Raw genomic sequence first — 14,973 nt, 5'->3', positions numbered from 1 at the left:
AGGAGCTGGATTTACCAGTTCCTATTTAATTATTTGGTAAAAAAGTTGAACAGTAAAAAGTGGAACGAAAGTACTCAAAGAGGTGCGGAAATGCTTTTAAACGATTTTATGAATGAGAATTTTACGAATTTAGAACTTACACCACCTTTGTTTTATAGTTGGGATATTGGCATAAGATTTGAATTAGGGGTAGAGTGGAAAAGGGAGTATGATTACCCAAATAATCCTTATATACAGGGATGTTATAAAAGGGTTATTACTTTATTTGAAGCCCTACACTCGCTAACTGATGATATTATTATTGTGATTGATGTAATTGACTTTGATAAAGGTAAAAATATTAAACATAAATTAAAGAACTTTTCCAATTATGTTGAGAGATCATTATTGTATAGGTTACAACATCAAATTTTTCTAGAAGATGATATAGATGGAACATATAAAACACATAGATTTACTTTAAGTTGTAAAACATTTGAATTCAAATACATTCATTTGTTAAAAGCAATTTGTAATCAGGATCTGGGTATAAAACCAAGCATTATCCATAATGTTTACTTTATAAATCAAAACAGTAAAACGATATTTCATGTTTATGATGATAGAGGTTGTGATTTATTAGCTACCTCACCTGAAGCAATAAGAGATATTTATAACAAATACAGTAATTGGATATTAGATTATGATCGGAATAAAATTGATGAGGTATTTAAATAAGGATTTTTCCTTCTTCAACGGGTGCATTACTGGAACAGTGGTAATGCTCTTTCTTATTGAAGTAACTTGCAGGATAGTTCAATGGATGTGAGTTATAATGATAAAAAGGTGCTAGGACAATTGTCGTATCTGCAACTGCATTCAAAACATTAATAAACCACCAGTTAAATAATTGTGAGGTAATTGAACTCAACAAATTTTAAGTATATTCTTCTTCAAATAACGGGTGCTTGAGTTGAACAAGGAGTTGCTGCGGCAGTTCCTTTTCTTATTGTACTAAGGGTCAGTAAATTTTAGTAAGAAAGACACTGCTTTGGATTAGGAAAAAATATACAAAGTTATTCACTTTATTGTTTTTATGTATTATCCTTATACATAGATAATCTATATATACAAAATTACTATGTATTGTAAGGTTAATTTCTTTGGGAAAATGCATTTGCAAATAAAAAGTTTAATGGAGGAATGCTTTGAATGGGTTTTTATTATTTGCTTATCCTCTTCATAGGTGTTGTTCTGCTGGTGGTTGGTACCTTTAAATGGGTTGTTTCTCGGTCAGAAAAAAAAGTTTTATATCTGTTTGTTTTTGGAATTTTAATGATCGCAACTTCGTTATTCCTATTAACTCCTGGTAGTTCCGATTTTATTTATAACCTTATGCATTAGCATTAAATCAATAAGGCGCTGATACAAGAGGATTAATGCCTTTTTTATAGGCTTCATTCAACAATCTGGGAAACATCCCAGAGATTTTTGATATTGTTGTATTATATTTGAAATTAAATTTGTGAAGAGATGTACTTAGACTAATGGGTGCTTAATTTGCCAGTCTCGGTGGCTTTTTCTTATTCCACTAAAGAAGCAGGTTAACTGTAGAAGGGGAAAAAAGCTTATTGTGTGGAATTTTTAATAAGACTTCAAAAACTGATAATGAAGATTTGGTTGTGTATTAAAAAATTTCACATTTGTGTGTAAGGAGGGGAATATATGAGGAAAACAATGCTTGGGTTCTCATTAATGTTATCAGCTTCACTTGGATTAACTCCTATAATCAACGGAATTATGAAATATGTTTTGAGCTATAACGGGTATCATCAGAAATGGCTTATATTTAATTTTATTATACGCTTTCACTTGCAATACTTAATTTTATTGTTGATAGGGATTTGGATAATAGGTTTGTATATCCTACGTAAGGCATATTTTTCAAATGATTGATATGTTATATGCAGCATAGAAGTCATCGCGAAGTGCAAGGTTTTCTTCTTTAACAAATACCTAATAAGTGTATTTGCAACTCCTTTGCTTGTTTTGATAACGGGTGCATATGGTAAAGACTAGCTGCAATTTAAAGGCAGCTTTTTTTTTTGCTTTAAAGCAGTCTAGCGTAACATATTGTTACACTACATTATATTATAGATATTTTATTTGGAAGGATACCCACCTATGGAGATTCTTGTGTGTTATTGAAAGGTTTAGTTATTGGTTTTTCTATTGCTTCTCGTGTAGGACCTTTTGTTGGCATTTTTCCAGGATTGGGACTCTTTCAAGCTAATGAAGGATCAGTGGTCACTTTGGTTTTAGGTGTATTTATTGGTTCAGGAATTTGGTGGAATATACTCTGTTTTGTTGTAGGGCTTTTCAAGGGATCTCTAAAAAAACAAACCTTAATATGGATAAACCGATTATCGGGTCTTATTACTTTTTTATTTGGAATATATTCCTTTTGGGGTTTATTGCACTAACGTTGCAGGTTAGTTGAAGAAACATGTTTTAGCTTCGTTCAACAAACGGGCCAGATTGTTGAAGAAGTGTTACTTAGTTACAATAATGTTTTGATATAAAAAAGGGAGCCAATGTGTCGTACAGCAATGGCTCCTTATTATTCTTATATCATTAGTATTGTACCACTAACATATTTAAAGGGTTTTCTTGTTGGAAATGATGTCTAGATTACAGAAAACTTTAGATATCCATCTTAACGTTCTTGCCTGGGTAGAAAGCCAATTGCGGATCCAATTGATTTTCTTTTGCAGTTCGTACGCTGGGAGTAAGTCTAAAAACAACTGTATGACTCCCTAGAGAGGACCGATATTTCTCAACATGGGATTGTGAAAGGCTTTTATCGTAATAGCCGGGTACGTACTTATCTAGCATGGCTTGCATTGCCGTGGTAGCTTCTTTTAAATCAGTTACTGTTTCTAGTACTCCAAACAGCATCACACTCATGTAAGCAGTATCTGTCTTGGCTGGTATAGGACTTACCATGGTTCCATATTCTTCAGATATTGTGAAACAACAGTTGGGATTAGCATGAATCAAATCTATTTTTCTCCCTTGAGCAGCTCCATGAAAATACAAAGTTTCATTCATCCAGATAAAATTTAAAGGAACAACATAAGGGATCTCCTCATCCGTTAATCCAAGGTAACCTGTCCGTGCTTGGCTTAAAAACTGATTAATACGCTTATCATCTGTACATAGCCTTTTTTCTTGGCGGATCTTATGCATTTTTCATCCCATCTTTCTTTATAAATGATAAAATCATTTTAGTAGATTTCTGTACATGATAAAAGTGGCAGAATTAAAAAGTTTAATAGGGACAGATGGAGGGTTAACAGTGGAACTTACCCCGTTTTTAAATAAGGAGTTGCCAGAATCTTTATACAGCCAGTTGTATCATTGGATTAAGAAGGAAATTGAAGAAGGCAGGCTCTTGCCAGGAATGAAGATGCCATCAATTCGCCAGCTTACGACTCATTTAAAGGTCAGCCGAAATACGGTTGAGGCAGCATATCAGCAGCTACAATCAGAGGGATACCTCGAAAGTGTCCCTAAAAGTGGAATATGGGTAGCTGAGATTGAGAAACCTTCACTACATCCGATTGAGAAGATACATCCTATTAGGTCGGAATGTAAGCCTTCAAGCGAAGTCCTTGTGGATTTTGAATATGGAAATGTAGAGCTTGACAAATTTCCCGTGAAGCAGTGGAAGAAATGTCTGTCAGATGCTGTCGATCAAGAGAACAACTGGTTATTTGAGTATAGTGAAAAACAAGGTAAGTTTGCATTGAGACGAGAGATTTCAAACTATTTACTGCAATCCAGAGGTGTACGCTGTATACCAGAACAGATTGTTATAACATCCGGAACACAAACTGCCATGGCGTTGATCTGTCGTCTTTTAGAACTCCGGGAAAAAACCGTGGCCATGGAAGAACCAGGTTATAGTGGAGTACGAACTGTCTTTGAAGATCAGGGATGCTATATAGAACCCGTGCCTCTTGAAAAGGACGGATTGTCAGTAGAGCATATTCAATCGAGCAGGGCAAAGGCTGTATATTTAACACCTTCTCACCAATTTCCATTTGGTATGGTTCTGTCCATTTCGAAAAGAATACAATTATTAAAATGGGCTTATCAAACTGGGGGATACATTATTGAGGATGATTATGACAGCGAGTTTCGCTACCGGGGACAGCCAATTCCTTCACTGAAATCCCTGGATGAAGAGGAAAAGGTAATTTATTTAGGTACATTTTCTAAATCATTTCTTCCTTCAGTCCGATTAAGTTATATTGTACTTCCACCTTCTCTAATGGTTCAATACTCACAAAAGTTCGCGGATTACAACCAATCTGTCTCTCCTATTATTCAGAGGGCTATGGCCTTATTCATGCAATCCGGAGAATTCGAAAGGCATATTCGAAGAATGCGCAAGCTGTATCAAAGAAAACATCAGGCTTTGCTAAGGAGTATTGAACAAAATATGGGTACTAAAGTAAAAATAGTTGGAGAAAAGTCTGGCTTGCATATCTTATTGAAACTAAACAACGTATCAAACTTCGAGCTGATTGAAAATGGTCTTCAGAAGGGAGTCAAAGTTTATTCCCCGTTAAGATATTGGCTTAATCCAACCCCCGAAGGTAATTCCTATATCATGTTAGGATTTGGCGGATTATCAATTGAGGAAATTGATATAGGAGTCCAATTACTTGCTAGCTGTCTCCCGTGAAGAGGGAGATCGGTGAAGAATAAACATATTCGCTTGATAATTAAATCCAAATAAGATGATAGCAGTACAACTCATTTATATACGTTAAGGGTGAACCGTATCAAAAATAGGACGAGTGGTTTATTCAACAGAACCAGCTAATAATAAGGTGATTGTTATTCAAATATAGGGGCTTTCCTTAAAGATCGCTTCTTTTTTATGACCCCTAGTGAATATACATGTAAAAATAATGTTAAATGGGGGACGTATGGAGATACAAAGGAGGGCAAATTTAAGTGTTGGTTGGATAACTTTGTTTCTAATGGGTACTGACTTATTTGTGGTGTCTCCGTTATTACCGTTCATTTCGGAAGCATATAAGGTTAGTCCAGAGACTACTGGATGGATGGTAACTGTTTTTGCGGTTACATATGCCTTTTCGGCTCCATTCTTTGGCTGGCTTTCAGATAAAAAGGAACGGAGAATAATTATTACGTTTGGTTTATTATTGTTCGCTATTTCTAACGCACTAACTGCTTTTGCTCCTTCATTTTCATGGCTAATTGTTAGCCGTATTTTAGCGGGTTTGTCCGTGGCCTCAATTACTCCGTTGATATACGCAATTATTGGAGATATTGCGCCATCAAATCGAAGAGGGACATGGCTTTCGATTGTTGTTTCAGGACACTTAACGGCTCTTTGGGTAGGAGCGCCATTCGGTACGTTATTAGAGTATTTTCTTGGTTGGCGTTCAGTATTTGTTGTAATGGCTATCATAGGATCCATATTGGCAGTAGTGAATTTCAAAACATGGGAATCTATTCCCAAAAGTGATTTAACAAAAAATCTATTAGAAGGAAATCTGCTACGAATACTTGGTTCCGTAAGTGTTACCACCATTTGGGCAATTTCAATGTATACTCTCTATGTCTATTTGGGTGCAGCTCTTTACTCTGAAAATCGATTTTCTTCATCAGAAATCGCATTAGCTGTTACTTTTTATGGCATCGGTGCCGTTTTAGGAAGTCTTACAAGTGGGAAATTAACAGATAAATTTGGAGAAAGAAAGATTTCGAAGGCTACACTAATTTTCTTGACTCTAGTACTCATTTGTTTAGGGATATTCTTCTCAGCTGGCGATTGGGTTTATTTCTTTCTGTTTATATGGGCTTTAGTTGGGTATGCAGGATTTACATCATACCAAGCGCGATTAACAGTGGAATTTCCAAAAGAACGAGGAATTGTTATGGCATGGAATAATACGGCTCTGTATATTGGTATCACTATTGGTTCAATGATTGGAGGTTATGTCATATCTATTTGGGGATATTCATTACTCCCATATGTTTGTAGTATTGCAGCAATTGCTAGCTTTCTGCTTAGTACCCAAAAGGTAAAAGAATCAAAAAAAGAACCAACTTTTTCAGTAGATACTTGACCTCAGAACGAGATCTGTTTGTTTTTGTATAAGTTGCTTTAATGGAAGATCCCTTTTAGATTTTAAACAATCGTTTTCTAATATCGATATTCAAGAAAAGGGCGCGATTGTTGAATAAGCGACACTTTTCTTCTTCAACTACCATGAAAATAAACTTCTGTAACTCAGAGAAAAAGGCAATCCTAAAGAGGACGCAGCTCATTCATTTTTTAAAAAAGGGGAGAGCGACAGATTCATGGATCTTTGGTTTAGAAATTGACTGGATTAAGATGCTTTAGGTTCTTCTAACGTAACGGTGTATCCTAAACTTTCGAGTCGTCTCAGTGAATGCCGAACGATAGATTGTTGTCTCTGCTTATCAAAGTAGTCTTCGCCTAAGTCTACATACATTTCTTTTCGGGTTAAGAGATAATAAGAGATACGTAACATTGCGTGGGCGACCACAATACCAGCACGTTTCTTGCCTTTTCGTGATGCTGTACGCCTATACAGTGCTCCGAGATAGTTTTTGGATCCTCTTACTGAATGAGCTGCTTCCGTTAATGCCGATCTTAAATACTTATTTCCTTTTTTAGTCTTGGCTGATTTTCTTTTCCCCGCACTTTCGTTTTGCCCAGGAACCAGGCCTGCCCAAGAACACATATGAGCTGCAGTGGGGAATTGGTTCTTTACATCAGTCCCAATTTCGGATAGGATTTGCTCAGCCATTCTGGTCGCTATACCAGGAATGGAATCCAATCTTGCTACATCTTCTTGATGAGAGCTTACTCTGTCCGCAACTTCCTGATCCAGCATCTCGATTTGCTCAGTCAGAAAATCTATATGACCTAAAATCGTTTTTAACATGAGGCGTTGATGTGAATTGATATAGCCTTTTAAGGCGAGTTTGAGTTCCTCTTTTTTCTTTTTCATAGTCCGTCGAGCGAAGTTTGCTAGTTTTTCAGGATCCTCTTCACCATCGGCAATGGCATCAAGCATATCTCGTGCTGAAACACCTAACACATCTGAAACAACAGATCCCAACTTAATGTTCGCGCCTTCTAACACCTTTTGGATTCGATTATGTTGTCTGGCACGCTCCTCGATAATACTTCGACGATAGCGAACGAGTTCACGCAGTTCACGTTGATTTCGATCAGGGATATAACTAGCTTTAAGTAGTCCATGGCGAAGAAGTTTGGCAATCCATTCTGCATCCTTGACATCTGTCTTGCGCCCCGGAACTGCCTTCATATGTTGGGCATTCACCACTAAAAACTCAATATCCTCAGCTTCCAGTAAATTCACAATAGGCTTCCAATAAACACTCGTGCTCTCCATGGCGACATGGGTACAATTATGTTGTTTAATCCAGTCAACCAACTGTAGTAGAAATACAGTTTTAGTAGAAAACGTTTGAATCTCCTTTCCATCAGGTGTCATAATACAGGCAGTAATATTGTCCTTATGGACATCCATACCGCATGCTCTTTCAATGACTACATCCATTGAAAACATCCTTTCTACGGCGATCATTAATTTAGAGGCTGGTGCAACAACCAGAATAGGATTAATCTACCATGTGTGCTTCCCGTAAGGGAGCGACAGTCAGTGGTGCACCGTGGTCGGTGGAGTCAGACTAACGGATGGGCTCTAACGCACCATAGTTAAGCGACCTTCCTCTCCCAGCCGTAGAATCAGTATTGACGGTTCGTGACCATTTTCATTCTCTGTGGTGAAGCGCTGATTTTTGCGCTTCATGGGTGGCTAACGGGGGAGATCGTTAATGAAGATATTAAAGAAAGCGATAAAAAACGTCCGATATAATTTACATTAACTTTACAATTAATATCTTGAAATTATTTTTTGTTTGAATTAACATATAAGCAATTAGTTATATATAAATTTAGATGATAATTAAGAATTTTATTAAAAATACATAAGTTCTATCCTTTAACTATTTTTTGAGATTTAAATAAGTAAATTATTATTTGCTTATATTTATTTATGAGGAGGTTTTGTCTGTGTTGAAATCAATAGTTTATTTAGAGGAATCGGCTAATGTATTGAAATTATTAGGTGATAAAACAAGACTAACCATTGTTGGTATTTTGAAACAACGAGAATGCTGTGTATGTGAATTTCTTGAAGTTTTTAATATGAGCCAACCATCCATCAGTCAGCATCTTCGAAAATTAAAAGATGCAGGGATGGTGAGGGAAGAAAGAAGAGGACAGTGGATATATTATTCACTAAATCAACAGAGTGAGCTTTATGGACTTATTGAAGATATCTTGGAACATGTACCCAATCAGACAGATAAAATCAAAATGATTGATAAAGCCAACCCCACTCTTCGATGTGGATGTTAGCTTTACTATAATAGGGAGTGAGAAAATGAGTAATACAGAAAGGAAACGTCTATCCTTCCTGGATCGATATTTAACGCTTTGGATTTTTCTTGCGATGGCAATAGGAATTGGATTAGGATTTGTCTCTCCGGGATTTGTGGGCAGTATGAACAGCTTACAGGTAGGAACTACATCGATTCCACTTGCTATTGGTTTAATTTTAATGATGTATCCCCCATTGGCGAAAGTTCGTTATGAGGAAATTGGGCGAGTATTTAAAGATGTAAAAGTTTTAGCTTTATCGCTTGTACAAAACTGGATCATTGGACCAATTCTTATGTTTTTGTTAGCCATAATATTTCTTCCTGATAAACCCGAGTATATGGTTGGTCTAATCATGATTGGTTTAGCTCGTTGTATTGCGATGGTCATTGTATGGAATGACCTTGCAAAAGGAGATACGGAGTACGCTGCTGGCTTAGTAGCATTCAATTCTATTTTCCAAATGTTATTCTTCTCCGTGTATGCATATGTGTTTGTAACCATCATCCCTGAATGGATAGGAATCCAAGGGGCAGTTGTAAATATAACAATGATAGAAGTAGCTAAATCAGTTTTCATCTATCTTGGAATACCTTTTATCGCTGGTATGATTACACGTTTTACGTTGGTAAAGGCTAAAGGCAGACAATGGTATGAAAAAGTGTTTATTCCTAAAATCAGTCCTATTACCTTAATTGCTTTACTATTTACGATAATCCTTATGTTCTCATTAAAAGGGGACGCTATTGTAAGTTTGCCATTAGATGTAGTACGTATAGCCATTCCTTTATTAATTTACTTTGTCATTATGTTCTTTGTTTCTTTTTTCATGGGAAGGAAAATTGGAGCGAACTACCCTGTAACAACCACTCTTGCTTTTACTGCTGGAAGTAATAACTTTGAATTAGCGATTGCTGTTGCTGTTGGTGTGTTTGGAATCCATTCCGGTGCAGCTTTTGCGGCCGTTATTGGACCACTTGTGGAAGTGCCTGTAATGATTGCGTTAGTCAACGTAGCATTATGGTTTAAAAGAAAATATTTTAAAGAGCATGCAGCCTAAATTTTATTACGTAAAGGTGGAATTCAACATGGAAAACAAGAAGAAACTTTACTTTTTGTGTACAGGAAATTCTTGCAGAAGCCAAATGGCAGAAGGATGGGCTTTAAAACATTTAGGTGATGATTGGGAAGTTCGCAGTGCTGGTATTGAAGCTCACGGATTAAACCCTAATGCTGTAAAAGCAATGAAAGAAGCGGGAATTGATATTTCAAAACATACCTCTGATATTATCGATCCTGAATATTTAAACAATGCTGATTTAGTCGTAACGCTATGTGGTGATGCTGCTGATAAGTGTCCAATCACACCACCTAAAGTAAAACGAGTTCACTGGGGATTTGATGACCCAGCCAAGGCTCAAGGGACCGATGAAGAGAAGTGGGCATTCTTTCAACGTGTCCGTGACGAAATCGGAGATCGCATTAAGCGGTTTGCTGAAACTGGTGAGTAAGAAAGAATTTGATAGCCAAGGATAAAGACTCTTGGCTTTAATTTTTAATATTCATATAAGTAAATACTTATATTCAAACCCTTTAGGAGGTTAGATTAAATGAGAAAAGTTGAGATTTTTGATCCAGCATTGTGCTGTGCTACAGGTGTATGTGGTCCAAGCGTAGATCCTGAATTAATTAGAGTGGCAACTGCTATCTTTTTAATACAGAAAAAAGGATATAACATCAAACGATATAACCTTGGATTTGAGCCAGCCATTTTTGTTGAGAACAAAGAGGTAAACAAAGTTCTTCATGAAAAGGGTCCTGATTCACTCCCAGTAATCTTAGTTGAAGGCCAAATTGCTAAAATTGGAGCCTATCCAACCAACGATGAATTTGCGGAATGGTTTGGAGTACAAGTGGAGGAACTTAGCGAAAAACCAAAACCACGTCTTACAATTGAATTAAAACCATCGATATAAGAAAGAAGTGAAAATCATGTTTCAATCTTTCAATCCGAAAATGATTGTGAACAGCAAGTTTTTATTTTTGACAGGTAAAGGTGGAGTAGGGAAAACATCGACTGCGTGTGCAACAGCTGTAGCACTAGCTGATGAAGGGAAAAAGGTCTTGCTGGTAAGTACGGACCCTGCCTCAAACTTAGAGGATGTGTTGGAAGTTGGGCTAACGAATACTCCAATGCCAATCCAGAGTGTTCCAAACTTATTTGCTTGTAATCTTGACCCTGAAGAAGCTGCAAAAGCCTATCGAGACAGAATTATTGGGCCTTATCGTGGGAAACTTCCTGACGCAGTAGTGGCTACTATGGAGGAACAGTTATCAGGGGCTTGTACAGTTGAAATTGCAGCATTCGATGAGTTTACAAATTTATTGGCTGACCCTAATGTGGTTAGTGCTTACGAGCATATCATCTTTGATACGGCACCTACGGGTCATACTCTACGGCTTCTTCAGTTGCCAACTGCCTGGAGTGGCTTTTTAGAAGAGAACACACATGGTGCCTCTTGTTTAGGCCCTTTATCTGGGTTGTCAGAAAAGAAGCAAATCTATTCCCTTACAATGGACGCACTTTCAGACTCAACAAAAACAACGCTCATTCTTGTAGCAAGACCTGATGAGTCTTCATTACTTGAGGCAAACCGTGCATCAAAGGAATTAAAAGAAATTGGTATTTCAAATCAAGCTCTCATTATTAACGGATTATTGCAATCTTATTTGCCTGACGATAAAGTTTCATCTGCGTTTTATGAGCGACAGCGTAATGCCTTAAAGCAAATGCCAAACGATTTAAAACAAGTTGTCACTTTTTCGTTGCCGTTTGTTTCGTATTCCTTAACAGGCATTCAAAATTTACGTTTCTTATTTAAACAATACACTATGCCACCTAAAGAACCAGAGATTGAAGGCGAGATTAGATCTCTACCTGGATTAAATAAAGTGATTGAAGACTTCTCCTTAAATAATACTAGAGTGATTTTTACAATGGGGAAGGGGGGGGTTGGAAAGACCACCCTGGCATCTGCAATCGCCGTTGGATTAGTAGAAAAGGGACATATAGTCCATTTAACCACCACAGACCCAGCTGCCCATTTAGAGTATGTTTTTCAAAATAGCAAGCTTAATGATCGATTAACCATAAGCCGAATTAACCCAAAAGAAGAAGTTGAGGCCTACAAAGCAGAGGTCTTATCAAAAGTGACCAATGAACTTGATGAAGAGGCACTTGCCTACATTGAAGAAGACTTAAACTCACCTTGTACGGAGGAGATTGCCGTATTTCGTGCTTTTGCAGAAGTGGTGGCTCGTTCAAAGGATGAAATTGTTGTGATTGATACTGCACCAACTGGGCACACCTTACTACTTTTAGACGCAGCTCAGTCTTATCATAAGGATCTAGCACGTTCAACTGGTGAAATACCTGAGAGCGTAAAAACGCTGCTGCCTCGTTTAAGGAATCCAAAAGAAACAAGCGTCGTCATTGTAACGTTAGCAGAAGCTACGCCAGTTTTAGAAGCAAGTCGATTACAGGAAGATTTAAAACGGGCAGATATAACTCCTAAATGGTGGGTCATTAACCAGAGCCTTTACGCCGCTGAAACTAAAGATCCTGTATTAAGGGGAAGAGCAGAATTTGAAAAAAGTTGGATTAAAAAAGTGACAACTGAATTGGCAGAAAGATGTGCAATTGTTCCTCTAATGAGTGAAGAGAATAAAGGATATGAACAGTTAAAAAATTTTATAAGTGCCTACTAATGTTAAAAAGAAAGTAAGATAAGTAAGAGTAAATTTTTTTTGAAAGGTGATGGACAAATTGAATATCACAGATCATGCACGTGATGTACTAAAGCAACTGCTTCAAGAACACGATGCCAAAAACATTCGTGTTTATTTTGGAGGAATGTCTTGAGGGGCACCAAAAGTTGGACTGGCTTTGGACAAGCCAGATGATAATGATAAAGTAGTAACCATTAATGAAATACAAGTTGCAATTGATCCTGATATTGAACCTTATACTGAAGGACTAACTCTTGATTTTAATCAAGAGGCAAATGGTCTCGTGTTAGTAGGAAATGAAAGCAACTGTTGTTAAAAAACAATAAGAAGGGAAGTTGGTTTCTTAAAAACTAACTTCCCATAACAACCTCCTACAGGACGAGTGCCTAACAACAGTTCAAGCAATCGCAATTTGTATTTACGATAGTTAATTGTTGTTTCGGTTTAAATTTCTTAACTAGCTTTTGAAATAATGCTTCCCTTTGATAATCTTCCAATTTCCAGGCATTTTGTGCTTTTCTTTCAACCTTCTCTTGGCGTAATTTGATCAATTGATATACTTCATACTCATTAAACATGTTGATTCCTCCTATTAATCAAATAATATTGATATATTAATCAAAAAAATTGATTTAAAACTAAAAAAAATTAGCAACAAGTTGGTTTAAAGATACAGCAAAGTTCATGGGACAATAAATGATTAAGTGCATCTTGATTCAGTTCATAATAACTCCAGGTGCCCTTTGTTTCTTTTTTGATAATGTTGGCATCTAATAAAATCTTTAAATGATAAGATAATTTTGATTGAGCCATATCCATCATTGGAGCCAGATCGCACACACACATTGAACCATTCTGAGTTAAAATATTCATGATTTGAAGTCTTTTTTTATCAGCAATAGCTTTAAATTTTAGTTCATATTTTTCGAACACTTCATCTATGGATATATCTTGTAATTGAATTTCTTCTTTCATCTTTATCATCCACCTTATAAATCAAATAAACTTGATACAATCATGATATATTCAAAATTTTCATGTGTCAATCAATTAAATCAAAAAAAGTTGATTTAATTTTATATTTTATTATATTCCAGAGAAGTTAAAATGATACAAATAAAATCAATTTTTTTTGATAAAGGAGTTGTAATTAGAAAAAATTGCTAATATACTGTTATCATAAATCAAAAAAAGTTGATTTACGAATTATAAATCAAAAATATTTGATTTATAAAATATTCATGAGGGAGTTGTTAATAATGAAAATGCATGTTGGAGTGAATGTTACGGATCTCGAGAAATCAATTCAATTTTACAAAAAGGTTTTTAATTCGGATCCAGTAAAGGTAAAAATAGACTATGCAAAATTTTTACTTGATGACCCAGCCCTTAATTTCACTTTAAACTTAAAAGATGAGGTATCTGGAAATCAAGTTGGGCATTTCGGCTTTCAAGTTGAAAATCAAGATGAGGTTCTACAACATAAAGACCGTTTAGAAAAATTAGGGTTCTTCGCTAGAGAAGAGATGGACGTTACATGTTGCTATGCGACTCAAGATAAATTTTGGGTAACCGATCCAGACGGGAACGAGTGGGAGTTCTTTTATACTAAAGATGACGTTGAGACTATGAAAATTGAATCAAGCTGTTGCACAACACAGCCGATAAAAGTAGAAATCAAAACCTCTTCATCTTGTTGCTTTTAAGATTGGAGAGCATGATACTCTCCTTCCCTTTTTTATTCCTCATGACAGAAAGATTGTAAAATATTACACTTAAACTAACGGGTGCTTATATTGAAGATGGGGTTGCTCCGGCAATCCCTTTTGTTTTTGAACTAAAGGAGCAGGACCATTAATAAATTTAGAGGGTCCCATTAATCCAATAGGAGGGCCAACTTTCTTCGCTATAAAGTGAAAGAGTGGCAAACCTAATACATACATTACAAAGAAATGCTCCTACTTTATAATGTTAAATTTACAACTTGTTCAACAAAACTTCCAAATAAATTAATTAAGTAACCTGGAATTGGTAATGCACCTTTTGCTATTGTTCAGATTGTCCTATGTCCTGACAATCCATTTTTTGCTGTTATTTATTCAATTCAACAGTTTCATTTATATTTGTCGATTTAGAACTTTGCCCTGTCATGCGTTTATAGAGAAAGGCAATTTTCTTCGTAAAATTGCCGGTTTCCCAATATTCGGCTGCTTCCGCTTTTACCTTTATCAAGATAACGTTAGGATCATCATAAGAAGTTTGCATAATTTTCTCATATGCTTTGCTCCACAAATCCTTTTTCTTGTCTAAATCCTCAACGATCTCCGCTCTTCCACGAACCGAAACATAGGATTTACCAGCATAAGCCACATTAACATCTTGACCATGTGAAATTTCTTCATATTTATTTGTCTCTTTCTTGGTGAAAAACCATAAGTCACCATCAAACTCTATTTCTTGTGTTTTCATAGGACGAGAAACAAGCCCATCTTCAGTTACTGTAGTCAGCATGGCCGTGTCTACGTCTTTGATTAACTCTCTTAATGTTTCCATTTCTTCTTGTTTCATCAGCTTAGACATTTCCATCACCTCATGAATGTTTACAAAGGTATCCTACCCTTTACACCAACTTTTATTCAGGTATGAAGGATTACAAAACGTAC

The 14,973-nt window shown here is 36.2% G+C and carries 17 protein-coding genes and 1 pseudogene; 11 read left to right on the top strand and 7 right to left on the bottom strand.

Annotated elements, in window-relative coordinates; translation table 11 throughout:
• Positions 1 to 90 precede the first annotated feature (90 nt).
• A complete protein-coding gene (locus RCG22_RS04075) occupies positions 91 to 717 on the top strand; it encodes a DUF3885 domain-containing protein (RefSeq protein WP_308105843.1) in 627 nt (208 codons plus the stop codon).
• Here the strand turns inward: RCG22_RS04075 and RCG22_RS04070 are convergent.
• Positions 710 to 910 carry a hypothetical protein gene (locus RCG22_RS04070; protein ID WP_308105842.1) on the bottom strand — a complete coding sequence of 67 codons (201 nt, stop codon included), beginning with the start codon at positions 908 to 910 and terminating at the stop codon, positions 710 to 712. The two genes, RCG22_RS04075 and RCG22_RS04070, sit on opposite strands and share 8 nt — an antisense overlap.
• Before the next feature lie 1,267 nt (positions 911 to 2,177).
• Here RCG22_RS04070 and RCG22_RS04065 point away from each other — a divergent pair.
• The gene (locus RCG22_RS04065; protein ID WP_308105841.1) at positions 2,178 to 2,462 is read left to right on the top strand and encodes a hypothetical protein; all 285 of its coding nucleotides are present in this window, start codon (positions 2,178 to 2,180) and stop codon (positions 2,460 to 2,462) included.
• Between the two features lie 220 nt (positions 2,463 to 2,682).
• Here RCG22_RS04065 and RCG22_RS04060 read toward each other — a convergent pair whose 3' ends face one another.
• Entirely contained in the window at positions 2,683 to 3,228 is a 546-nt protein-coding gene (locus tag RCG22_RS04060) for a pyridoxamine 5'-phosphate oxidase family protein (RefSeq protein ID WP_308105840.1), read from the bottom strand.
• A gap of 55 nt (positions 3,229 to 3,283) precedes the next feature.
• On the opposite strand from RCG22_RS04060, the gene pdxR reads away from it, so the two are divergent.
• Both pdxR and RCG22_RS04050 read left to right on the top strand, forming a co-directional pair.
• The gene (pdxR, locus tag RCG22_RS04055) at positions 3,284 to 4,732 is read left to right on the top strand and encodes a MocR-like pyridoxine biosynthesis transcription factor PdxR (protein WP_308105839.1); all 1,449 of its coding nucleotides are present in this window, start codon (positions 3,284 to 3,286) and stop codon (positions 4,730 to 4,732) included.
• 247 nt (positions 4,733 to 4,979) lie between these two features.
• On the top strand, positions 4,980 to 6,149 hold the full coding sequence (locus RCG22_RS04050; protein ID WP_308105838.1) for an MFS transporter: 1,170 nt from the start codon (positions 4,980 to 4,982) through the stop codon (positions 6,147 to 6,149).
• A gap of 264 nt (positions 6,150 to 6,413) precedes the next feature.
• On the opposite strand, the gene RCG22_RS04045 is transcribed toward RCG22_RS04050, so the two are convergent.
• Positions 6,414 to 7,637: an IS110 family RNA-guided transposase gene (locus tag RCG22_RS04045; RefSeq protein ID WP_308105837.1), complete on the bottom strand. Its 1,224-nt coding sequence runs from the start codon at positions 7,635 to 7,637 to the stop codon at positions 6,414 to 6,416.
• Between the two features lie 515 nt (positions 7,638 to 8,152).
• Between RCG22_RS04045 and RCG22_RS04040 the strand changes: the two genes are divergently transcribed.
• From RCG22_RS04040 to RCG22_RS04015, 6 genes are all read left to right on the top strand, one after another.
• Complete coding sequence (locus tag RCG22_RS04040) at positions 8,153 to 8,500, top strand: ArsR/SmtB family transcription factor (protein WP_308105836.1); 348 nt, start codon at positions 8,153 to 8,155, stop codon at positions 8,498 to 8,500.
• A gap of 25 nt (positions 8,501 to 8,525) precedes the next feature.
• Positions 8,526 to 9,581, top strand: coding sequence for an ACR3 family arsenite efflux transporter (gene arsB, locus RCG22_RS04035; protein ID WP_308105835.1), 1,056 nt, complete (start codon positions 8,526 to 8,528; stop codon positions 9,579 to 9,581).
• 28 nt (positions 9,582 to 9,609) lie between these two features.
• A complete protein-coding gene (arsC, locus tag RCG22_RS04030; protein ID WP_308105834.1) occupies positions 9,610 to 10,032 on the top strand; it encodes an arsenate reductase (thioredoxin) in 423 nt (140 codons plus the stop codon).
• Between the two features lie 99 nt (positions 10,033 to 10,131).
• Positions 10,132 to 10,497: an arsenite efflux transporter metallochaperone ArsD gene (gene arsD, locus RCG22_RS04025; RefSeq protein WP_308105833.1), complete on the top strand. Its 366-nt coding sequence runs from the start codon at positions 10,132 to 10,134 to the stop codon at positions 10,495 to 10,497.
• 16 nt (positions 10,498 to 10,513) lie between these two features.
• Positions 10,514 to 12,289, top strand: coding sequence for an arsenical pump-driving ATPase (gene arsA, locus RCG22_RS04020; RefSeq protein ID WP_308105832.1), 1,776 nt, complete (start codon positions 10,514 to 10,516; stop codon positions 12,287 to 12,289).
• 178 nt (positions 12,290 to 12,467) lie between these two features.
• Complete coding sequence (locus tag RCG22_RS04015; RefSeq protein WP_141525546.1) at positions 12,468 to 12,626, top strand: iron-sulfur cluster biosynthesis family protein; 159 nt, start codon at positions 12,468 to 12,470, stop codon at positions 12,624 to 12,626.
• Positions 12,627 to 12,696: 70 nt separating this feature from the next.
• On the opposite strand, the gene RCG22_RS04010 is transcribed toward RCG22_RS04015, so the two are convergent.
• Positions 12,697 to 12,888: a hypothetical protein gene (locus RCG22_RS04010; RefSeq protein WP_308105831.1), complete on the bottom strand. Its 192-nt coding sequence runs from the start codon at positions 12,886 to 12,888 to the stop codon at positions 12,697 to 12,699.
• 70 nt (positions 12,889 to 12,958) lie between these two features.
• On the bottom strand, positions 12,959 to 13,285 hold the full coding sequence (locus RCG22_RS04005; protein WP_308105830.1) for an ArsR/SmtB family transcription factor: 327 nt from the start codon (positions 13,283 to 13,285) through the stop codon (positions 12,959 to 12,961).
• Positions 13,286 to 13,566: 281 nt separating this feature from the next.
• On the opposite strand from RCG22_RS04005, the gene RCG22_RS04000 reads away from it, so the two are divergent.
• A complete protein-coding gene (locus tag RCG22_RS04000) occupies positions 13,567 to 14,016 on the top strand; it encodes an ArsI/CadI family heavy metal resistance metalloenzyme (RefSeq protein ID WP_308107084.1) in 450 nt (149 codons plus the stop codon).
• A 165-nt stretch (positions 14,017 to 14,181) separates the two neighbouring features.
• Here the strand turns inward: RCG22_RS04000 and RCG22_RS03995 are convergent.
• Both RCG22_RS03995 and RCG22_RS03990 read right to left on the bottom strand, forming a co-directional pair.
• Positions 14,182 to 14,253: pseudogene (locus RCG22_RS03995) on the bottom strand (DUF2975 domain-containing protein); the annotation flags it as partial.
• A 148-nt stretch (positions 14,254 to 14,401) separates the two neighbouring features.
• Positions 14,402 to 14,890 (bottom strand): pyridoxamine 5'-phosphate oxidase family protein, encoded by a 489-nt coding sequence (locus RCG22_RS03990; protein WP_308105829.1) that lies wholly within the window; start codon positions 14,888 to 14,890, stop codon positions 14,402 to 14,404.
• Positions 14,891 to 14,973: the final 83 nt, after the last annotated feature.

The organism is Neobacillus nitrireducens (assembly GCF_030915405.1).
Classification (GTDB): Bacteria; Bacillota; Bacilli; order Bacillales; family Cytobacillaceae; genus Neobacillus.
Note: the sequence above shows the minus strand (reverse complement) of the source record. Positions and strands in the feature narration are given on the sequence as shown.